18 protein-coding genes are annotated in these 20834 nt (G+C 53.3%); 7 read left to right on the top strand and 11 right to left on the bottom strand.

Going from position 1 to position 20834, the window contains the following annotated elements; genetic code table 11:
• Positions 1 to 10 precede the first annotated feature (10 nt).
• Positions 11 to 859 (top strand): bis(5'-nucleosyl)-tetraphosphatase (symmetrical) ApaH, encoded by an 849-nt coding sequence (apaH, locus tag EHN13_RS17900; RefSeq protein WP_048212724.1) that lies wholly within the window; start codon positions 11 to 13, stop codon positions 857 to 859.
• 110 nt (positions 860 to 969) lie between these two features.
• On the opposite strand, the gene folA is transcribed toward apaH, so the two are convergent.
• The 9 genes from folA to EHN13_RS17855 form a co-directional block, all read right to left on the bottom strand.
• Positions 970 to 1449, bottom strand: a complete 480-nt coding sequence (gene folA / locus EHN13_RS17895) for a type 3 dihydrofolate reductase (protein ID WP_003018873.1) — start codon at positions 1447 to 1449, stop codon at positions 970 to 972.
• Positions 1450 to 1647: 198 nt separating this feature from the next.
• A complete protein-coding gene (kefC, locus tag EHN13_RS17890) occupies positions 1648 to 3510 on the bottom strand; it encodes a glutathione-regulated potassium-efflux system protein KefC (protein ID WP_124021834.1) in 1863 nt (620 codons plus the stop codon).
• Entirely contained in the window at positions 3503 to 4033 is a 531-nt protein-coding gene (gene kefF, locus EHN13_RS17885; RefSeq protein WP_124021833.1) for a glutathione-regulated potassium-efflux system oxidoreductase KefF, read from the bottom strand. Before kefF ends, kefC begins: the two co-directional genes overlap by 8 nt.
• Before the next feature lie 103 nt (positions 4034 to 4136).
• The gene (locus EHN13_RS17880) at positions 4137 to 4370 is read right to left on the bottom strand and encodes a YgdI/YgdR family lipoprotein (protein ID WP_040230165.1); all 234 of its coding nucleotides are present in this window, start codon (positions 4368 to 4370) and stop codon (positions 4137 to 4139) included.
• 90 nt (positions 4371 to 4460) lie between these two features.
• Positions 4461 to 5804 carry an MFS transporter gene (locus tag EHN13_RS17875; RefSeq protein ID WP_061067218.1) on the bottom strand — a complete coding sequence of 448 codons (1344 nt, stop codon included), beginning with the start codon at positions 5802 to 5804 and terminating at the stop codon, positions 4461 to 4463.
• Positions 5805 to 5951: 147 nt separating this feature from the next.
• Positions 5952 to 6239, bottom strand: a complete 288-nt coding sequence (fixX, locus tag EHN13_RS17870; protein ID WP_000203736.1) for a ferredoxin-like protein FixX — start codon at positions 6237 to 6239, stop codon at positions 5952 to 5954.
• Positions 6236 to 7522 (bottom strand): FAD-dependent oxidoreductase, encoded by a 1287-nt coding sequence (locus EHN13_RS17865; RefSeq protein WP_003018887.1) that lies wholly within the window; start codon positions 7520 to 7522, stop codon positions 6236 to 6238. The genes fixX and EHN13_RS17865 overlap by 4 nt, the downstream gene beginning before the upstream one ends.
• 48 nt (positions 7523 to 7570) lie before the next feature.
• Complete coding sequence (locus tag EHN13_RS17860; protein WP_124021832.1) at positions 7571 to 8512, bottom strand: electron transfer flavoprotein subunit alpha/FixB family protein; 942 nt, start codon at positions 8510 to 8512, stop codon at positions 7571 to 7573.
• A 15-nt stretch (positions 8513 to 8527) separates the two neighbouring features.
• Positions 8528 to 9298, bottom strand: coding sequence for an electron transfer flavoprotein FixA (locus EHN13_RS17855; protein WP_124021831.1), 771 nt, complete (start codon positions 9296 to 9298; stop codon positions 8528 to 8530).
• A 480-nt stretch (positions 9299 to 9778) separates the two neighbouring features.
• On the opposite strand from EHN13_RS17855, the gene caiT reads away from it, so the two are divergent.
• The 6 genes from caiT (at position 9779) to caiE (ending at position 16861) form a co-directional block, all read left to right on the top strand.
• Positions 9779 to 11296 (top strand): L-carnitine/gamma-butyrobetaine antiporter, encoded by a 1518-nt coding sequence (gene caiT, locus EHN13_RS17845; RefSeq protein WP_124021830.1) that lies wholly within the window; start codon positions 9779 to 9781, stop codon positions 11294 to 11296.
• 34 nt (positions 11297 to 11330) lie between these two features.
• On the top strand, positions 11331 to 12473 hold the full coding sequence (gene caiA, locus EHN13_RS17840) for a crotonobetainyl-CoA dehydrogenase (RefSeq protein ID WP_003018898.1): 1143 nt from the start codon (positions 11331 to 11333) through the stop codon (positions 12471 to 12473).
• Positions 12474 to 12584: 111 nt separating this feature from the next.
• A complete protein-coding gene (caiB, locus tag EHN13_RS17835) occupies positions 12585 to 13802 on the top strand; it encodes an L-carnitine CoA-transferase (protein WP_124021829.1) in 1218 nt (405 codons plus the stop codon).
• A gap of 62 nt (positions 13803 to 13864) precedes the next feature.
• Positions 13865 to 15418, top strand: a complete 1554-nt coding sequence (gene caiC / locus EHN13_RS17830) for a crotonobetaine/carnitine-CoA ligase (RefSeq protein WP_124021828.1) — start codon at positions 13865 to 13867, stop codon at positions 15416 to 15418.
• A gap of 54 nt (positions 15419 to 15472) precedes the next feature.
• Entirely contained in the window at positions 15473 to 16258 is a 786-nt protein-coding gene (caiD, locus tag EHN13_RS17825) for a crotonobetainyl-CoA hydratase (RefSeq protein WP_042312416.1), read from the top strand.
• 6 nt (positions 16259 to 16264) lie between these two features.
• On the top strand, positions 16265 to 16861 hold the full coding sequence (caiE, locus tag EHN13_RS17820; RefSeq protein WP_124021827.1) for a carnitine operon protein CaiE: 597 nt from the start codon (positions 16265 to 16267) through the stop codon (positions 16859 to 16861).
• Between the two features lie 76 nt (positions 16862 to 16937).
• Here caiE and caiF read toward each other — a convergent pair whose 3' ends face one another.
• Both caiF and carB read right to left on the bottom strand, forming a co-directional pair.
• The gene (gene caiF / locus EHN13_RS17815) at positions 16938 to 17333 is read right to left on the bottom strand and encodes a carnitine metabolism transcriptional regulator CaiF (RefSeq protein WP_003018912.1); all 396 of its coding nucleotides are present in this window, start codon (positions 17331 to 17333) and stop codon (positions 16938 to 16940) included.
• Positions 17334 to 17606: 273 nt separating this feature from the next.
• Positions 17607 to 20834, bottom strand: coding sequence for a carbamoyl-phosphate synthase large subunit (carB, locus tag EHN13_RS17810; RefSeq protein ID WP_048212736.1), 3228 nt, complete (start codon positions 20832 to 20834; stop codon positions 17607 to 17609).

Genomic DNA, 20834 nt, shown 5'->3' with positions numbered 1-20834 from the left:
AACAATTTCTATGGCGACATACCTTATTGGCGACGTTCACGGTTGTTACGATGAACTGGTAGCCTTGCTGCATCAGGTAGACTTTACCCCTGGAAAAGACACCCTATGGCTCACCGGCGATTTGGTCGCGCGTGGGCCGGGTTCGCTGGACGTTTTGCGCTACGTGAAATCACTGGGCGACAGCGTGCGGTTAGTATTGGGTAATCACGATTTACACCTGCTGGCCGTGTTTGCCGGCATCAGTCGTAATAAACCTAAAGACAGGGTCACATCGCTGCTCGAAGCACCTGATGCCGACGAATTACTCAACTGGCTCCGCCGTCAACCGCTGCTGCAGGTAGACGAAGAGAAAAAACTGGTCATGGCGCACGCTGGCATTACCCCTCAATGGGATTTGCAGACCGCGAAAGACTGCGCACGGGACGTAGAAGCCGTGCTGTCGAGCGACTCGTATCCGTTTTTTCTTGATGCGATGTATGGCGACATGCCGAACAACTGGACCCCGGAGCTGACGGGGCTGGCGCGCCTGCGTTTTATTACCAACGCGTTTACCCGCATGCGTTACTGCTTCCCCAATGGTCAGTTGGATATGTACAGCAAAGAGTCACCAGAAGACGCACCTGCCCCGCTGAAGCCGTGGTTTGCCATTCCTGGACCTGTCAGTGAAGCGTACAGCATTGCATTCGGGCACTGGGCATCGCTGGAAGGCAAAGGCACACCAGAAGGTATTTACGCGCTGGATACGGGGTGTTGCTGGGGAGGCGATCTCACCTGTCTGCGCTGGGAAGACAAACAGTACTTTGTGCAGCCATCAAATCGCCATCTGAATCTGGATCCCGGCGAGGCGGTCAACGCCTGATAGTCGTCTGCTGAGAGGTTTATGCCTGAGGGTGCTACGCTTATCAGGCCTACACTTGGCACAAGAGTAGGCCTGATAAGGCGTTTCGCAGCCATCCGGCACTTACAGGATTAACGACGCTCCAGAATCTCGAAGCAGTAGCTGTGAGAGTTTTGCGCGTCGGCATCATGGAACTCACTGAAAACAGACTCCCAGTCATCCGGTTCGTAGTCCGGGAAATGCGTATCCCCTTCGACTTCCGCATCAATGTGCGTCAGATACAGCTTCTGCGCTTTCGGCAGGAACTGCTCATACACACGCCCACCGCCAATCACCATAATTTCTGGCTCATCGCCGCAGGCCGCAATGGCTTCATCAACAGATTTCACCCACTGCACGCGATCGTCGGTGCCGGGTTTGCTGCTGATGACGATATTTTTACGCCCCGGCAGCGGTCGCCCGATGGATTCCCAGGTGTGGCGTCCCATGACAACCGGCTTGTTTAAGGTATTACGTTTAAACCAGGCGAGATCGGCAGGGAGGTTCCACGGCATGGCGTTCTCCATACCGATGACGCGATCTACCGCTAACGCCGCAATCAGACTGATCATTGAATATTTCCCGGATACAAAAAAATTGTCGCCACTATACGGAAAGCGCAATCTTTCGTCGACTGGCGGAAAGAGGATGAACAGGAAAATTTTCCGTTCTGCTGGCGAACCGACCTATTTAAGGTGGTACGCCAGCATTACAGTAGTTCAAAAACAGCCAATTAGCAGTAAAGTTTGCAGAACATCACATTTTTTACCCTATGCTGACGGTTTCACTTCCGGCTCATCGGCGACGTCGCCCGTATGTTTACCTTCATCCGTGCCTTGCCAGCCATGGCGTTGAATCAACGATAAATGTTGACGATCTTCGGCAATAATTTCACTCAGCATTGCGCTGGTGCGCTTATAAACAGCCGCACGCGAAATCGCGTCATCTTCACCTTTCACCATCTCCTCAACCATCAATATATTGAAGCGCCGGAAGACATCGGCCCGCTCACGCGCTTCATAGCGCCCAAGCCCGAGCCCCTCCAACGCCAGACGTCCGGTCTTCAGTGCACCTTCAAAGGTTTCGCGTTCCGGCATATCCACGCCTGCCTGGCGTAGACGGATGTAATGATCCACGTCGCGCGCACGGGCAATAATTTGTAAATGCGGGAAATGTTCTTTCACCATTTCGGTCAGTTGCAGGCTGGTTTGCGGATCGTCAATGGCATTAATGATCACTTCCGCTTTGGCTGCTCCGGCTGACTCCAGCAGATCCATCCGGGTCGCATCGCCATAGAAAACCTTCATGCCGAATTTACGCAGCGTTTCGATATGGTCCGGGTCATGATCAAGAACCACCATTTTGACCCCGCTCGACAACAACAGACGACCGGTTATCTGGCCAAATCGCCCAAATCCAGCGATGATCACCCGCGGTTGCTCCTCATCGATTTCATCCGCTTCCCGCGCTTCACCGGTCGCCGATTTTTCCAGACGCGTAAGAATCACCAGTAAAATCGGCGTCGCCGCCATCGACAGCGCGACCGCCAGCGTCAGCGATTTCGCCCAGTCAGGGTCAAGCACGTTCGCCATTTGCGCCGCGCCAAACACCACGAAGGCAAACTCACTGCCCTGCCCAAGTAATACGGCAAACCAGCGACGCTGCTTGTTCGGCACCTGTAAGGGTTTCGCTATCAGCCACAGCATGACGGTTTTAATCACCAGGAAACCAACCAGCAGAATGATAATACGCAAAGGATTATCAATCAGCGTACCGAAGTCGATAGACATCCCCACACCGATGAAGAACAGCCCCAGCAGCAGCCCCTTAAACGGCTCAATATCACTTTCCAGCGCGTGGCGATACTCAGAGCTCGCCAGCAGCACGCCAGCCAGAAACGCCCCCATAGCCATCGACAGGCCAACCTCTTCCAACAGCAGACCAAAACCGAAAACGAGGAACAGCGCGACGGCGCTGAACACTTCCCGCAGGCCCGAGCGCGCAACAAAACGTAAGGCAGGACGGGTGACATAACGCCCCAACACCACCACCAATACCAGTGCGCCCGCTACCTTCAGGGCAGACAATGCAAATGCCCCAAGCGTAGTCGATGCACCGCTCGCCGCCAGCAATGGGATCATCGCCACCAATGGAATAGCGGCGATATCCTGGAACAGCAGCACGGCAAATGCGCTACGCCCCAGTTGCGACACCATCAGGTTGCGTTCATTCATCGCCTGCATCGCGATGGCCGTCGAGGAAAGCGCCAGCGTCATGCCGATCAGCTCCGCCACCTGCCAGCGCAGGCCGAGGAACATACAGAACAGGCCAATCAAACCGCCGCAAACCACCATCTGCAATGCACCGCCGCCGAACACCGAGGCCCGCAATTTCCACAAACGTTGCGGATCCAGCTCCAGACCAATGACAAACAGCATCAGCACCACACCGATTTCCGCAAAATGCAGGATAGATTCGGCGTCCGTCACCAGCCTCAGACCCCAGGGTCCGATAATGCATCCGGCGATGAGATAGCCCAGCACCGACCCTAACCCCAGCCGCACGGCAATGGGGACTATCAGCGCCGCCGATCCGAGATAAATCAGCGCCTGTATCAGCGTATGGCTATCCATGGTGTGCCTCCTGCCATTCCATCAGACGCTGTTTGTAGTGACGCGCCTGCGCCTGCAGCGTTTCGTCATCACAGATAAACGTACAGTGCATCGCAAACGGCGGTAGCCATTTGAGGCCGCAATAGAGCGCTGTTGCCTGTAAAGGCTGGGAAAGCACGTCAAACCCGGGGTGGGAACCGATATCAAAGTGGTTTTCACCGCCACCGGTGGTTACTGCCCACATCAGGTGTTTGCCATGCAGCGCGGTACCGCCGTGACCATACGCCCAGCCGTGGGAGAGGACCTTATCCATCCACAATTTGAGTAACGGAGGAGTGCTGTACCATTGCATGGGATGTTGCCAGATAATCAGGCTCGCACGTGACAGCGCGTCCTGTTCTGCGGCGATATCGATATTGAAATCGGGATAGAGTTCATAGAGCGAACGAACCTCCACCCCTTCCAGTGTCCTTACCTGCTCAAGCATCCGCTTATTCGCATGCGAATGCTGCGGATAGGGATGCGCATAAATGATGAGAATCATGATTAGCCTGTGTCACTGCATTATTGTAATAACAGTGAGTTTAGTCACTTAATCCACAGGCTAACAGTCAATATTATTGAGTGGCTGAATGGAGAAAACTGAACTAGTTGTCCAGTTCGCTCATATCCTTAACCTGATCGCGGTTAATTTGTTCCGTCTTACCCGTTTGCGCATTTTTGTACGAGACCAGGCCCGTATCTTCATCCACTTGCGGTTTGCCATCGGTGACGATGGTTTTGCCGTCGGTCGTTTTAACCGCCTGATTAGAAGAGCAACCGGCAACGGTAAACAGCGCTGCGGCGGTAAAAATGGAGGTGATCAGAATATGTTTTTGCATGGTGTTCTCCCTGCTTTTCAGTCATTTTCAGTGATATGCCCGTTAACTGTAGGCTAACTGACTGAGTTGCAGGGAAAATACAGAACACTCTTAACCGCTCGCTCTGGACATCGGTTTTCTGCGAATCGTCATTTGGCTGGTTTGCGCCAGCGTCAGACCTCGCGTTTCCGGGGCGAAGGCAATAGAAACCAACAGACCAATCAATGAAATCCCTGCCCCCATTAACATCACGGAATTAATCCCATATTTCGTGATGAAGATCGGCAGTGCCCAGGTTGAAACAATAGTGCCAATACGGCTTAAGGACATAATCACGCCGACGGCAGAGGCACGAATATCGGTGGGGAACAGTTCGTTAGGGTATAGCCACTGCAGGTTCCCGGGTCCCCCTGAGAAAAACGCGTATACGGCAAACGCCAGCACCACCAGCCATGCGCCCATATCAGGGATTAGCCCCAGCACGGCCAACGCCAGCGTCATCATAATAAAGCTGCCAATCAACAGCGGTCGACGGCCCGCGCTATTGAGCCAGAACATCGGTGGAATACAGCCCAGCATGAAGCACAGGCTGATCACCACGTTACCCAACGCGGCGCTTTTTCCAACACCAAGGCCCAGCAAGCCGACAATCTGCGGGCCGAAAGTATAAATAGCAAACATCGGGATCACCTGACAGGTCCAGATGGCGGCAACAAACAGGACAAATGGAAAGTGACGACGATTAAACAACTGAAGGAAACGCGTCTCCTGCGGCGCCTCTTCGTCGAACACCACCGGTTCGCCGAAGAGTTTGATCATCATCGCTTCACACTCTTTCACCCGACCTTTACGCAGCAGCCAGCGCGGCGATTCAGGAAGATCGAAGCGCCCAATCAGGATCAAAATGCAGGGGATCACCGCGCTGCCCAACATCCAGCGCCATCCGCCCTCAACATCATACAAACAGTAACCGACCAGATCGGCACAGGTGGCGCCGACATACCACATCGCGGCGATAAAACCGATGGAGAAAGCGCGCTGGCGGGTATTGGAGAACTCGGTAATCATCGAGGTAGCAATCGGATAATCGGCACCAATCACAATGCCGATCAGCACGCGCATCACTAACAATTCAACGGGCGAGGAAACAAACATGGTTGCTGCCGATATCACGCCAATGGCGATAATATCGATGATGAACATTTTGCGCCGCCCGACCTTATCGGAAATGTAGCCAAACAGCGACGTCCCCACAAACAGACCGGCGAGCGTGCCGGCGCCCAGCAGACCAATCCACTGTGCGTCCAGTTTCAATGCTGGCGTGAGCTGTTCCAGCGCCACGCCAATCATCACCAGCACATAACCATCCAGAAACGGCCCACCGCTTCCCCACAGCATTATCCGGCGGTGAATAGAGGTAAATTTGATGTCATCAAAGTTCCTGGGCTGCTGCATAGCGACTTCCTGTTTCAACACGGGCAAAGCGTCATCTGTAGGCCGGATAAGGCATTTACGCCGCCATCCGGCATTGGCGCCACATGATTGCCGGATGGCGACGCTACCGCATCTTATCCGGCCTACGGGTGCACAACCTCGTACTTATTAACCGTAGCGAAACTCCACGCCAAATGTCCCACGCGGGTATTCCCACTTTTCCAGCGCTGTATCGAGCCCGAGAATGCGGCACGTTCCGCACTCCAGGCACCCGGCGTAATCAAACCGTACGCTGCCGTCGTCCTGTTTTTTATACAGCCCTGCTGGACAGGCCTTAATCAGCACTTCCAGCGCCTGTTTATCAGGATCGGTTTTGAGAATGATATGCGGGCTGTCTTCATCGACATTGAACTTATTGACGCCCAGTTTGACGTCCACATTGACGGGAGATGTCATAATACGGTCACTCCTTTCAGGCCATCTTTCATCAGGTTGATGAAGCCCACTTTCTTCGCATGGCGCAGGATTTTTTTACGCATTGGCACTGGGGCGGAACCATCCACGGTGAACAGGTCGCGTGCGATACTGACCGCCATTTCGGGATAGGCGGTAAACATGCGCGGGTTATCAAGAAAAGCAGGAAGCTTCTGGTACATACGCATATCGCGCATCGGGCCATCGTCCAGATGCTGACGGTATTCACCCAGCGACTGCTTGCTAAAGTCGTCACGCTTCATCGCTGAAAGCACCGTTTTCGCCGCCGCTTCGCCTGCGGAAATGGCGAGATCCATACCGCGAATGGTAAAGCCGAGGTTCATACACATTCCGGCAGCGTCACCGGCAATCAGCACACCGTCCCCCACCAGTTCAGGCTGCATATTCATACCGGCTTCAGGTACGACGTGCGCGGCATATTCCACCAGCTTGCCACCGGCGATCAGCGGGGCAACCGCCGGATGCTGTTTGAAATCTTCCAGCATTTGCGGGACCGATTTTTTAGCGTCTTTCAGATGATGAAGACCGCAGACCAGTCCCAGAGAAAGGGTTGTTTCATTCGTATAGAGAAAACCACCGCCCATCAATCCATCGGTTGGCGATCCGGCAAACAAACAGGCTGCGCCTTCGTTCCCCTGTAACTGGAAACGATCTTCAATCACCGATTTTGGCAATTCGATCAGCTCTTTTACGCCGACGGCAACATGCGATGCCTCGACGCGCTTTGCCATGCCCAGTTTTTCTGCCAACAAAGAATTCACCCCGTCGGCGAGGATCACCACTTTGGCTTCCAGAATATCGCCGTCGGCTTCCACGCCCACGACTTTACCCTCGCGCTGCACAACGTTATCCACGCGAATACCGGTGATGAGCTGAGCGCCCGCCTCTTCGGCCTGCTCCATCAGCCAGGCGTCAAATTTGCTACGTAAGACGGAATAAGAAACCTGCGACGATGCGGCCTCTTCACCATTGCAATAGTCGATGGTCATCGCCCCTTTGTCGGTCATAAAGGCGAGCTTTTCGTGGGTGATTATGCGTTCAATGGGAGCCTGCTCAGCAAAACCGGGAATAATGCGCTCCAGGCTATGCGCATACATGCGCCCACCGGTGACATTCTTCGCGCCAGCAGAATTGCCGCGCTCGATAACCAGCACCTGTGCACCTTCCCGAGCCAGCACCAGCGCTGCAACCGAACCAGCCAGACCTGCACCCACGATGATGGCATCAAAGATATCTTCGGACATACGTACTCCTGTCAGCGGCAGGATACCTTCGCATCCTGCCCGAATGGTTTAACGCGCTAAGGCAGCCGTCAGCGCAGGCAGGATCTTCAGCGCATCGCCAACAATCCCATAATCTGCATATTGGAAAATCGGCGCATTTTTGTCTTTGTTGATGGCGAAAATCGTCTGTGCGCCGTTGGCGCCGACCATATGTTGGATCTGCCCTGAGATCCCCACGGCCAGATACAGTTCAGGCTTAAGCATCAGGTTGGAGATGCCGACGTAGCGTTCATGCTCCATCCACTTCTCGTTTTCCGCCACCGGACGGGAACAGGCCAACTCAGCGCCAATCGTCTGGCACAGCGCTTCGGCAAGCGAGATATTTTCTTTGCTACCAATACCGCGTCCCACGCTGACCACCAGACGGGCTTTGTCGAGATCGACGCTGTTGCTCTGACGCTCCTGAGTTGCCGTACGGGTCACGACAAAGGCCGGAGCCTGCCACTGGATGGTGTGCACCTCGCCGCTGCGAGCGGTATCCGGTTGCTGCGCGTCAAACGTTCCGCTACTGAGAGTGATCACGGCAAACGGTGAAGCGATTGTTTCTGCTCCCATCGCCAGACCGCCGTAAACCATATGTTTGACCGCCGCTTTTCCATCCTGCACCGCGACTGCGCTGGCGTCATTTGAGACTGCAGCCGACAAGCGAAAGCCCAGCTTTGCCGCTAACAGCTTGCCCCGACGTGTATTCGGCAGCAGCACCGCGCCGCCCTCGCTGTGCTGACGAATGATTTCGGCCATCGCATCGGCGTAGTCTTCAACCATACGGTCTTCTGGTTTGCCGCTGAGCAGCCAGACATGATCCGCGCCTAAATGACATGCCGTTGCGCTGTCCGCATCGCTGAGCACAAACGTGTTAACTTTTTCGCCTAAAGCCTGCGCACCTTTCATCAGTTCCGGCAGACGAGAAGGGGTATCACTGAATACCCAGATACTGGAAAATTTGTTCATAACATCCCCTGATAATTAAATGATTTTGCGAAGATTCTCGACAAACGCGGCAATCTGTTCTTCACCGTCACCTTCAATTACAACGCGCTGACGCTCGCGCTGTTTCGGTGCAGCAACATGCTGTGCGGAATACGCCTGCACGCTGTTCAGCCCAATGTCTGTAGTCGACCAAACCTGAACCGGTTTTTTCGCCGCGCCAAGAATGGCTTTCATGGAAGGGATTTGAGGGGTGTTGATGTCAGTAGAGACCGCGACAACCGCCGGAAGCGGGATACTCAGGGTTTCAACTTCATCTTCCAGTTCACGCTCTACCGTCAGAGTGCTGTCGGTAAGAGAGAGGATTTTGCTCACGCCGTTTATCGCCGGCACGTCCAGCATTTCGCCCACCAGCAGACCAACCTGCTGAGCATAAAGATCGGAAGAACCGTCGCCGCAAATAAGCAGATCAAAACCGGATTTTTGCACGGCGGCAGCCAGCGCAGTGGCAGTTTGTTGCGGCAGCGCCTGTTCAAATTGATCGTCAATGACAACAATCAGTTCATCAGGGCCACGGGAAAGCACATCTTTGCGCCCTTTTGCATTGGTCAGCGCTTTGCCTCCGACGCTCATGGCCACAACCTGAGCCTCTCCCACCTGCTGTTTTAACTGGCAAGCTGCCTCGATCGCATTCAGATCATATTGGCTGATTTTGCCATCTGCTTTGCTGAAATCGAGTGTTCCATCAGCATTATTAATCGCAATATCCTGCTCATCAGGTACGCATTTGTAGCAAGTAATTATCTTCATTGCATCTCCAGAAATCATGAAGGAAACGTATTTATATCGGCGGTGTTAAATACAGATATCACGCTCTTTAATTCGGAAATAAAACCTTAATCACCAATATTGAAAATGTCACACATTGAAATTCGTAACTTTCAATAGTGTTACATGCCTCACCAATATTGAAAGAATCACGTCAAATATGAAAATTTTCAATATTGTCTGCTGGTTCAACAATATTGAACGCCAGTCACTTAAAAAAGTTAAAAAACCAATGTCAATATCATGATTAATAAAGAAATTATCTAGATTTCCAGACAAAATAACCAGCATAAAAAAGTGTGACACAGATAACAGAACAGCCGGAAATGAATACCCATTATGAGTTACTCACTGAGGCGCCCCAGAGGTTAAAAAGTCATCAACAAATCATTAATAATAAATAAACAAACGATCACATACGGGCACGCTAAATAAATTTCGTTTTCACACTGGAATTCACTTATGAAAAATGAAAAGAGAAAATCGGGAATTGAACCGAAGGTTTTTTTTCCGCCATTAATAATTGTTGGGATACTTTGTTGGCTAACAGTAAGAGATCTTGATGCCGCTAACGTCGTTATTAATGCGGTATTCAGTTATGTCACCAACGTCTGGGGTTGGGCATTCGAATGGTATATGGTCGTCATGCTCTTCGGATGGTTCTGGTTAGTCTTTGGCCCGTATGCCAAAAAGAAATTAGGCGACGAAAAACCCGAGTTTAGTACCGCCAGCTGGATTTTTATGATGTTCGCCTCCTGTACATCCGCCGCGGTGCTGTTCTGGGGTTCCATCGAGATCTACTACTATATCTCTACCCCGCCGTTCGCTTTGGAGCCCAATTCCACGGGTGCGAAAGAGATCGGTCTGGCGTACAGCCTGTTCCACTGGGGACCGTTGCCGTGGGCAACCTACAGCTTCCTTTCCGTGGCCTTCGCCTACTTCTTCTTTGTGCGCAAGATGGACGTCATCCGTCCCAGCTCCACGCTGGTACCGTTAGTAGGCGAAAAGCATGCGAAAGGGCTGTTCGGCACCATCGTGGATAACTTCTACCTGGTGGCGCTGATTTTTGCGATGGGTACCAGCCTCGGTCTGGCGACGCCGCTGGTAACCGAGTGTATGCAATGGCTGTTCGGTATTCCGCATACGCTGCAATTAGATGCCATCATCATTACCTGCTGGATCATTCTGAACGCCATTTGCGTGGCCTGCGGCCTGCAAAAAGGGGTCAGGATCGCCAGCGACGTGCGTAGCTACCTGAGCTTCCTGATGCTGGGCTGGGTGTTTATCGTCAGCGGCGCCAGCTTCATCATGAACTACTTCACCGACTCCGTCGGCATGCTGCTGATGTATCTGCCGCGCATGCTGTTCTATACCGATGCCATCGGCAAAGGCGGCTTCCCGCAGGGCTGGACCGTCTTCTACTGGGCGTGGTGGGTCATTTACGCCATCCAGATGAGCATCTTCCTGGCGCGTATTTCTCGTGGTCGTACCGTACGTGAACTGTGCTTCGGGATGGTGCTGGGCCTGACCGCTTCCACCTGGATCCTGTGGACCGTCCTTGGCAGCAATACCCTGCTGCTGATGGATAAAAACATTCTCAACATCCCGCAACTGATTGAACAGCACGGCGTGGCGCGCGCCATTATCGAAACCTGGGCCGCCTTGCCATTCAGCACCGCCACCATGTGGGGCTTCTTCATCCTTTGCTTTATTGCCACCGTCACGCTGATTAACGCCTGCTCTTACACCCTGGCGATGTCCACCTGTCGCGAAGTTCGCGATGGTGAAGAACCGCCGCTGTTAGTGCGTATTGGCTGGTCCGTGCTGGTCGGCATCATCGGTATCGTTCTGCTGGCGCTGGGCGGGCTGAAGCCGATACAGACCGCGATTATCGCCGGAGGATGCCCGTTGTTCTTCGTCAACATCATGGTGACGCTGTCCTTTATTAAAGACGCCAAAGTGCACTGGAAAGACAAGTAATTCTTATTAACCCAATTGATCAAGAGGCTGAAAGATGGATTTCAACTTAAATGACGAGCAGGAACTGTTTGTCGCCGGTATTCGTGAACTGATGGCCAGTGAGAACTGGGAAGCTTATTTTGCCGAGTGCGATCGCGACAGCGTCTACCCTGAGCGTTTTGTAAAAGCACTGGCGGATATGGGCATCGATAGCCTGTTGATCCCGGAAGAACACGGTGGACTGGAAGCGGGTTTTGTCACCGTGGCCGCCGTCTGGATGGAACTCGGCCGCCTGGGCGCGCCAACCTATGTGCTGTACCAGTTACCGGGTGGTTTTAATACCTTCCTGCGTGAAGGGACTCAGGAACAAATCGATAAAATCATGGCGTTCCAGGGAACCGGTAAGCAGATGTGGAACTCTGCGATCACCGAACCGGGAGCGGGATCGGATGTTGGTAGCCTGAAAACCACTTATACACGTAAAAATGGTAAGGTTTATCTTAATGGCAGTAAGTGCTTTATCACCAGTAGCGCCTATACCCCGTACATCGTGGTGATGGCGAGAGATGGCGCATCGCCGGATAAACCTGTTTATACCGAGTGGTTCGTTGACATGAGCAAAGCGGGTATCAAGGTCAACAAACTGGAGAAACTCGGTCTGCGTATGGATAGCTGCTGTGAAATCACCTTTGACGACGTTGAGCTGGACGAGAAAGACATGTTCGGTCGGGAAGGTAACGGTTTCAATCGCGTGAAAGAAGAGTTTGACCATGAACGCTTCCTCGTCGCGCTGACCAACTACGGTACGGCAATGTGCGCGTTTGAAGACGCCGCGCGCTACGCCAATCAGCGCGTACAGTTTGGCGAAACGATCGGCCGTTTCCAGCTGATTCAGGAGAAGTTCGCGCACATGGCGATCAAACTGAACTCCATGAAAAACATGCTGCTGGAAGCCGCATGGAAAGCGGATAACGGCACTATTACCTCGGGTGACGCGGCAATGTGCAAATACTTCTGCGCCAACGCGGCATTTGAAGTGGTAGACACCGCCATGCAGGTGCTGGGTGGCGTGGGTATCGCGGGTAACCATCGCATCACGCGCTTCTGGCGTGACCTGCGCGTTGACCGTGTTTCTGGTGGTTCTGACGAAATGCAGATCCTGACGTTGGGTCGTGCGGTACTCAAGCAATACCGTTAATCGACCCCTTGTAGGCCTGATAAGACGCTCGCGTCGCCATCAGGCAATTATGCCGGATGGCGCTGTGCTTATCCGGCCTACATACCGCAAAAAAATGCCAGGAGCAAAATTATGGATCACTTACCAATGCCAACCTTTGGCCCACTTGCCGGGGTACGAGTTGTCTTTTCAGGGATCGAAATTGCCGGTCCGTTCGCCGGACAGATGTTCGCCGAATGGGGGGCTGAGGTTATCTGGATTGAAAACGTTGCGTGGGCCGATACCATCCGCGTACAGCCTAACTATCCGCAGCTCTCACGTCGTAACCTGCACGCCCTGTCGCTCAATATTTTCAAAGATGAAGGTCGGGAAGCGTTTCTGAAGCTGATGGAAACCACCGATATCTTCATTGAAGCCAGTAAAGGCCCGGCCTTTGCCCGTCGCGGCATTACCGATGAAGTGCTGTGGGAACACAACCCGAAACTGGTTATCGCCCACCTTTCCGGCTTCGGCCAGTTTGGTACCGAGGAGTACACCAATCTTCCGGCTTACAACACCATCGCGCAGGCGTTCAGCGGCTATCTGATTCAAAACGGTGATGTTGATCAGCCGATGCCAGCCTTCCCGTACACCGCCGATTACTTCTCAGGGATGACCGCAACGACAGCGGCGCTGGCTGCCCTGCACAAAGTACGCGAAACGGGCAAAGGTGAAAGCATTGATATCGCCATGTACGAGGTGATGTTGCGCATGGGCCAGTATTTCATGATGGATTACTTTAACGGCGGCGAAATTTGCCCACGCATGACCAAAGGCAAAGACCCGTATTACGCTGGCTGCGGCCTGTATAAATGCGCCGATGGTTACATCGTCATGGAGCTGGTCGGCATCACGCAAATCAACGAGTGCTTCAAAGATATTGGCCTCGCCCACATTCTTGGCACACCGGAAGTCCCGGAAGGTACCCAGCTTATCCATCGCGTGGAATGCCCTTACGGCCCGCTCGTGGAAGAGAAACTGGACGCGTGGCTGGCAACACACACCATCGCCGAAGTCCAGGCGCGCTTTGCTGAGCTGAATATCGCCTGCGCGAAGGTGCTGACCATTCCGGAACTGGAAGACAACCCGCAGTACGTTGCCCGTGAATCCATTACTCAGTGGCAAACAATGGATGGCCGCACCTGCAAAGGGCCAAACATCATGCCGAAATTTAAAAACAACCCAGGGAAAATCTGGCGTGGCATGCCGTCACACGGCATGGATACCGCCGCCATTCTGAAAAATATTGGATATAGCGAAGCAGACATAAATGAGCTGGTCGGCAAAGGCCTGGCCAGAGTTGAGGAATAAACGCGACGCGCTGACCCGCGAGTGGGTTAGCGCTCACGCCTGATTTCAGTGGATAAAGCAATATGGATATCGTTGGCGGACAAAACTTACGTCAGATGTGGGACGACCTGGCCGGGGTGTACGGAGATAAAACGGCGTTAATTTTCGAATCCTGCGAAGGAGTCGTTCGGCAGTTTAGCTATGCCTCGCTCAATGAAGAGATTAACCGCACGGCAAACCTTTTCCATTCCTTAGGGATCCGCAAGGGCGATAAGGTCGCATTGCATCTGGATAACTGTCCGGAATTCATTTTTTGCTGGTTTGGGCTGGCAAAAATTGGCGCCATTATGGTACCGATTAATGCCCGCTTACTGGGCGAAGAAAGTGCCTGGATCCTGCAAAACAGCCAGGTAAGCCTGCTGGTCACCAGCGCCCAGTTTTATCCTATGTACCGCCAGATACGGCTGGAAAATACCACACCGCTTAATCATATCTGTCTGATTGGCGAACAGCTTCCGGTTGACGACGGCGTGAGCCACTTTACCCAACTGCAATCCCGCCAGTCGACTACGCTGTGTTATACGCCCGCGTTATCCACTGACGATACGGCGGAAATTCTGTTTACCTCAGGCACCACTTCACGACCTAAAGGGGTGGTGATTACCCACTACAACCTGCGTTTTGCAGGCTACTACACTTCCTGGCAAATCGCTCTGCGTAATGATGACGTCTACATGACGGTGATGCCCGCTTTTCATATCGACTGTCAGTGTACCGCCGCAATGCCCGCATTCTCCGCTGGCAGCACCTTTGTGCTGCTAGAGAAGTACAGTGCCAGGACGTTCTGGAATCAGGTGCATAGATATAAGGCGACGGTTACCGAATGCATTCCGATGATGATCAGAACGCTGATGGTACAACCTGCCGCGCCAACCGACAGACAGCATCACCTGCGCGAAGTAATGTTCTATCTCAATTTATCCGCACAGGAAAAAGACGCCTTTACCGAACGTTTTGGCGTCAGGCTGCTGACCTCCTACGGTATGACTGAAACCATCGTCGGTATTATCGGCGACCGTCCCGGTGACAAACGACGCTGGCCCTCAATTGGCCGCGTAGGGTTTAGCTATGAAGCCGAAATCCGTGACGATCACAACCGTCCCCTGCCCGCCGGAGAAATTGGCGAAATCTGTATTAAAGGCGTGCCGGGCAAAACAATCTTCAAAGAGTACTATGCCCAGCCGGAGGCTACCGCCAAAGCGCTGGAAGCTGAGGGTTGGTTACATACCGGAGATTCGGGTTACCAGGATGCGGACGGTTTTTTTTATTTCGTCGACAGACGCTGCAACATGATTAAACGCGGCGGAGAAAATGTCTCCTGCGTCGAGCTGGAAAATATTATTTCTGCGCATCCGAAAATTCAGGACATTGTGGTTGTCGGTATTAAAGATTCAATCCGTGATGAAGCCATTAAAGCGTTTATCGTCCTTAATGAAGGTGAAACATTAAGCGAAGCCGAGTTCTTCAGCTTCTGCGAAAACAATATGGCGAAATTCAAGGTTCCCTCTTTTATGGAGATAAGAACCGACCTGCCGCGCAATTGTTCAGGAAAAATAATCAAAAAAAATCTGAAATAACCCTCCCGGTAGGAATTCCTCCTGCCGGGAAATCTATTTATCTGGAGATGAACTATGAGTGAATCATTACATCTGACCCGTAACGGCCCGATTCTGGAAATTACCCTCGACCGGCCTAAAGCCAATGCCATTGATGCCAAAACCAGCTTTGCCATGGGCGAAGCGTTTCTTAATTTTCGTGATGACCCGGAATTACGCGTAGCGATAATCACCGGCGGTGGTGAGAAATTCTTTTCTGCGGGCTGGGACTTAAAAGCGGCAGCTGAAGGTGAAGCGCCGGATGCCGATTTTGGCCCAGGCGGCTTTGCCGGTTTAACCGAAATTTTCGACCTCGATAAACCGGTCATCGCTGCGGTAAATGGCTATGCGTTTGGCGGTGGTTTTGAGCTGGCGCTGGCGGCGGATTTCATCGTCTGCGCGGAAAATGCCAGCTTCGCGCTACCGGAAGCCAAGCTCGGGATCGTGCCTGACAGCGGCGGCGTTCTGCGTCTGCCGAAGCTACTGCCACCGGCTATCGTCAACGAAATGGTGATGACAGGCAGACGAATGAGCGCCGAAGAAGCGCTACGTTGGGGTATCGTCAACCGCGTTGTCAGCCAGAGCGAACTGATGGATAGCGCGCGCGAACTGGCGCAGCAGCTGGTGAATAGCGCCCCGCTGGCTATCGCCGCGCTGAAAGAGATTTATCGTGCGACCAGCGAAATGCCGGTAGAAGAAGGCTACCGTTACATCCGCAGTGGTGTGCTGAAGCACTATCCGTCGGTGCTGCACTCGGAAGATGCGCTGGAAGGACCACTGGCATTTGCGGAAAAACGCGATCCGGTGTGGAAAGGACGCTGATAACCGATGAGCTATTACGCCTTTGAAGGCCTGATTCCGGTAGTACATCCAGAGGCGTATGTTCATCCCAGCGCCGTGTTGATTGGTGATGTGATCGTGGGGGCTGGCGTCTACGTCGGCCCACATGCCTCACTGCGCGGTGACTATGGTCGCCTGATTCTGGAGGCAGGTTCTAACTTGCAGGATGGCTGCATCATGCACGGTTATTGCGACACTGACACCATCGTGCATGAGAATGGGCATATCGGCCATGGCGCAATCCTGCACGGTTGCGTGGTGGGCAGAGATGCGCTGATCGGCATGAACAGCGTCATTATGGACGGCGCAGTGATTGGTGAAGAGAGCATTGTCGCCGCCATGAGCTTTGTCAAAGCCGGCTTTCAGGGGGAGGCCAGGCAGATGCTGGTGGGCTCACCCGCTCGCGTATTGCGTGAAGTCACGGTTCAGGAACTGCACTGGAAACGGTTAAACACCAAAGAGTATCAGGACCTTGCAACCCGCTGCCAAACAAGCCTACACGAGACGCAGCCATTAACGCGGGTCGAAAAACACCGGCCGCGCCTGAAAGGCACGACGGACGTAAAACCCAAATCAGCACAGTAATTGATGCCGGATGCGCTCACGCTTATCCGGCCTACGCGTCAACCACCGTTTATAACGCCATCAGGCAAACTGACAATTAGCGACGCATACTCTTGGAGAGCATCATCTGCCATTTCTGCTCACGGTTGAGCTCTGTTGGGGGAACGGCAGACAGCCGCGGCGTTTTCGCCACACTCACCTTTTTTTCCTGCAAATTGTGGCTCAATCGGTTGTAGAGATGAGAATCAATACTGATGACTTTTACCAGACGCTGGCACTGGCAGCCCCGGCCTGCAATCTGATTAGGGATCATCTTAACTTCACAAACAATTTCTCCCACTTCCGACAGAATATAAGAGAGAGTATTAATTGCTTTGCAGTGCTCAATATCAAAATGGCGGGAAATTTCCTTTGCGGTGATCCAACGATCCTCAGCCATCATCCAGTCAGCAATTAACAAATAAAGCGGTCTTTCAACATATTTTTCACACATAAGCACACCATTTCACAAATTAAAAATCTGGCTACGGCCTGTCCAAATTAATAAAAACTAAGCCATATTAAAATTGTGGATATAAAGGATAGTATGCGACTTGAATGTTGATTAGTGTGAGCTATATCGTGCTTATTACATTGAAAATGTGGTTATGAAAGTGCATTTGGCCAGGAATGACCTTACGCGAATTTAAAAAAGGGTTTCTTTACAGAAACCCTTTCAAGATTATATTGCAGGTCAGGTTAACACAATTATCACCGAACCTATTTTTTATGACTTTTTGATCTGTGCGTGCATTTCCTGCACAGAGGTCACCTTCTCAGTGGCATCGGCATTCAGCGCCATCGCCGTCGCGAAACCGCCGTTCAGGGTAGTGTCATAATGCACTTTGTACTGCAGTGCGCTGCGGCGAATCAGCTTGGAGTCTTCAATCGCCTGACGCCCTTCGGTGGTGTTGATGATGTAAGTGTACTCGCCATTCTTGATACGGTCCTGAATGTGCGGACGCCCTTCATGCACCTTGTTCACCAGACGTGGATTGATACCCGCTTCGCCCAGCACAATCGCCGTGCCGTGCGTCGCATCCAGCTCAAAACCAAACTTCAGCAGCTTCGCCGCCAGGTCAACCACGCGCTCTTTATCGCCTTCGCGAACGGAGAGCAGCGCACGACCCTGTTTTTTCATGGTGGAGCTGCTGCCCAACTGTGCCTTAGCGAACGCTTCTGCGAAGGTACGCCCCACGCCCATCACTTCCCCGGTAGAGCGCATTTCCGGCCCTAACAGCGGGTCAACGCCCGGGAACTTGTTGAACGGCAGCACCACTTCTTTTACCGAGTAGTACGGCGGGATAACTTCCTTGGTGACGCCCTGCTGTGCCAGCGTTTTTCCGACCATTACGCGTGCCGCGACTTTTGCAAGCGCAACACCCGTTGCTTTGGAGACGAATGGAACGGTACGCGCCGCACGCGGGTTCACTTCAATCAGGTAAACTTCGTTATTCTTCACCGCAAACTGGACGTTCATCAGACCGCGAACCTGCAGTTCGAAGGCCAGTTTCTGCACCTGCTGGCGCATTACATCCTGAATTTCCTGGCTCAGCGTGTACGCAGGCAGAGAACATGCGGAGTCACCGGAGTGTACACCCGCCTGTTCGATGTGCTCCATAATGCCGCCAATCAGCACCATTTCGCCGTCGCAGATAGCGTCCACGTCCACTTCAACCGCATCATCAAGGAAACGGTCCAGCAGTACCGGCGCATCGTTAGAAACGCTGACCGCAGTCTGGAAGTAGCGACGCAGGTCGGCTTCGTCATAGACGATTTCCATCGCGCGACCGCCGAGAACGTAGGACGGACGTACCACAAGCGGGTAACCAATCTCTTTTGCCTTCTCAACAGCCTGTTCAATGGCCGTTACGGTGGCGTTCGCCGGTTGTTTCAGCTTCAGACGGTCAACCGCGTGCTGGAAGCGCTCACGGTCTTCCGCACGGTCGATGGCATCCGGGCTGGTACCGATTACCGGTACGCCTGCGGCTTCCAGCGCGCGCGCCAGCTTCAGCGGAGTCTGACCGCCGTACTGCACGATAACGCCTTTCGGCTTCTCGATGCGCACGATTTCCAGCACGTCTTCCAGCGTTACCGGCTCAAAGTACAGACGGTCGGAGGTGTCGTAGTCGGTAGAGACGGTTTCCGGGTTACAGTTGACCATGATGGTTTCATAACCATCTTCGCGCAGCGCCAGCGAGGCGTGTACGCAGCAGTAGTCAAATTCGATACCCTGACCGATACGGTTTGGACCGCCGCCCAACACCATGATTTTATCACGGTCGACGGACGGATTTGCTTCACACTCATCTTCATAAGTGGAGTACATGTAAGCAGTGTCGGTGGCAAATTCTGCCGCGCAGGTATCCACGCGCTTATAGACCGGGTGCAGGTTGTACTGGTCGCGCAGCTTGCGGATTTCCGCTTCGCGAACGCCGGCCAGTTTCGCCAGACGCGCATCAGCGAAACCTTTACGCTTCAGTACGCGCAGGAAGTCAGCGTCGAGGCCGTTGATGCCAAGGTCGGCTACTTTTTCTTCCAGGCGCACCAGCTCTTCAATTTGTACCAGGAACCAGCGGTCGATGTTGGTCAGGTTGAACACGCCGTCGACGGACAGGCCCGCGCGGAAGGCATCGGCGATATACCAGATACGCTCAGCGCCAGCGTCTTTCAGTTCACGACGGATTTTGGTCAGCGCTTCAGGGTCGTCCAGGCTTACTTTCGGGTCAAAGCCGGTCGCGCCGACTTCCAGACCGCGCAGCGCTTTCTGCAGCGATTCCTGCTGGGTGCGGCCAATCGCCATCACTTCGCCGACAGATTTCATCTGCGTGGTCAGACGGTCGTTAGCACCGGCGAATTTCTCGAAGTTGAAGCGTGGAATCTTGGTCACAACGTAGTCGATGGACGGCTCAAACGAAGCCGGAGTACGGCCGCCAGTGATGTCGTTCATCAGTTCGTCGAGGGTATATCCAACAGCAAGTTTGGCGGCAACTTTCGCAATCGGGAAACCGGTGGCTTTAGAGGCCAGCGCCGAGGAGCGGGATACGCGCGGGTTCATCTCGATGACAATCAGGCGACCGTTTTTCGGGTTTACCGCAAACTGGACGTTAGAACCGCCGGTTTCCACGCCGATTTCACGCAGTACCGCCATCGAGGCGTTACGCATGATTTGATATTCTTTGTCAGTCAGCGTCTGGGCAGGTGCTACGGTGATGGAGTCACCGGTATGGATGCCCATCGCATCGAAGTTTTCGATGGAGCAGACGATGATGCAGTTGTCGTTTTTATCACGCACCACTTCCATCTCGTACTCTTTCCAGCCAATCAGCGATTCATCAATCAGCAGCTCGTTGGTTGGGGAAAGGTCCAGACCGCGTTCGCAGATTTCTTCGAACTCTTCGCGGTTGTAGGCGATACCGCCACCGGTGCCGCCCATGGTGAAGCTAGGACGGATAATGCACGGGAAGCCAACGTCAGCTGCAACCGCCAGCGCTTCTTCCATGGTGTGAGCGATGCCTGAACGCGCGGTGTCGAGACCAATCTTCTTCATCGCGATGTCGAAGCGACGACGGTCTTCCGCTTTATCAATAGCATCCGCCGTCGCGCCAATCATGGTCACGCCGAACTCAGCCAGTACGCCCTGGCGTTCCAGTTCCAGTGCGCAGTTCAGCGCTGTCTGACCGCCCATGGTTGGTAGCACCGCATCCGGGCGCTCTTTCTCAATGATTTTGCGTACCACTTCCCAGTGAATTGGCTCGATGTAGGTGGCATCGGCCATTTCCGGGTCGGTCATGATGGTCGCCGGGTTGGAGTTCACCAGAATGACGCGGTAACCCTCTTCACGCAGCGCTTTACACGCCTGCGCGCCGGAATAGTCAAACTCACACGCCTGACCGATAACAATCGGACCCGCGCCCAGAATCAGGATACTTTTTATGTCTGTACGTTTTGGCAT

The sequence above is a fragment of the Citrobacter youngae genome (assembly GCF_003818115.1).
GTDB lineage: Bacteria > Pseudomonadota > Gammaproteobacteria > Enterobacterales > Enterobacteriaceae > Citrobacter > Citrobacter youngae.
The sequence above is the reverse complement of the archived record's forward strand: the minus strand, read 5'-3'. Positions and strand labels throughout refer to the sequence as shown.

What these genes read in the sequence shown, in the direction of transcription:
- apaH (WP_048212724.1), top strand. Translation starts at nt 11, where the DNA reads ATGGCGACATACCTTATTGGCGACGTTCACGGTTGTTACGATGAACTG.
- folA (WP_003018873.1), bottom strand. Translation starts at nt 1,449, where the DNA reads ATGATCAGTCTGATTGCGGCGTTAGCGGTAGATCGCGTCATCGGTATG.
- kefC (WP_124021834.1), bottom strand. Translation starts at nt 3,510, where the DNA reads ATGGATAGCCATACGCTGATACAGGCGCTGATTTATCTCGGATCGGCG.
- kefF (WP_124021833.1), bottom strand. Translation starts at nt 4,033, where the DNA reads ATGATTCTCATCATTTATGCGCATCCCTATCCGCAGCATTCGCATGCG.
- EHN13_RS17880 (WP_040230165.1), bottom strand. Translation starts at nt 4,370, where the DNA reads ATGCAAAAACATATTCTGATCACCTCCATTTTTACCGCCGCAGCGCTG.
- EHN13_RS17875 (WP_061067218.1), bottom strand. Translation starts at nt 5,804, where the DNA reads ATGCAGCAGCCCAGGAACTTTGATGACATCAAATTTACCTCTATTCAC.
- fixX (WP_000203736.1), bottom strand. Translation starts at nt 6,239, where the DNA reads ATGACATCTCCCGTCAATGTGGACGTCAAACTGGGCGTCAATAAGTTC.
- EHN13_RS17865 (WP_003018887.1), bottom strand. Translation starts at nt 7,522, where the DNA reads ATGTCCGAAGATATCTTTGATGCCATCATCGTGGGTGCAGGTCTGGCT.
- EHN13_RS17860 (WP_124021832.1), bottom strand. Translation starts at nt 8,512, where the DNA reads ATGAACAAATTTTCCAGTATCTGGGTATTCAGTGATACCCCTTCTCGT.
- EHN13_RS17855 (WP_124021831.1), bottom strand. Translation starts at nt 9,298, where the DNA reads ATGAAGATAATTACTTGCTACAAATGCGTACCTGATGAGCAGGATATT.
- caiT (WP_124021830.1), top strand. Translation starts at nt 9,779, where the DNA reads ATGAAAAATGAAAAGAGAAAATCGGGAATTGAACCGAAGGTTTTTTTT.
- caiA (WP_003018898.1), top strand. Translation starts at nt 11,331, where the DNA reads ATGGATTTCAACTTAAATGACGAGCAGGAACTGTTTGTCGCCGGTATT.
- caiB (WP_124021829.1), top strand. Translation starts at nt 12,585, where the DNA reads ATGGATCACTTACCAATGCCAACCTTTGGCCCACTTGCCGGGGTACGA.
- caiC (WP_124021828.1), top strand. Translation starts at nt 13,865, where the DNA reads ATGGATATCGTTGGCGGACAAAACTTACGTCAGATGTGGGACGACCTG.
- caiD (WP_042312416.1), top strand. Translation starts at nt 15,473, where the DNA reads ATGAGTGAATCATTACATCTGACCCGTAACGGCCCGATTCTGGAAATT.
- caiE (WP_124021827.1), top strand. Translation starts at nt 16,265, where the DNA reads ATGAGCTATTACGCCTTTGAAGGCCTGATTCCGGTAGTACATCCAGAG.
- caiF (WP_003018912.1), bottom strand. Translation starts at nt 17,333, where the DNA reads ATGTGTGAAAAATATGTTGAAAGACCGCTTTATTTGTTAATTGCTGAC.
- carB (WP_048212736.1), bottom strand. Translation starts at nt 20,834, where the DNA reads ATGCCAAAACGTACAGACATAAAAAGTATCCTGATTCTGGGCGCGGGT.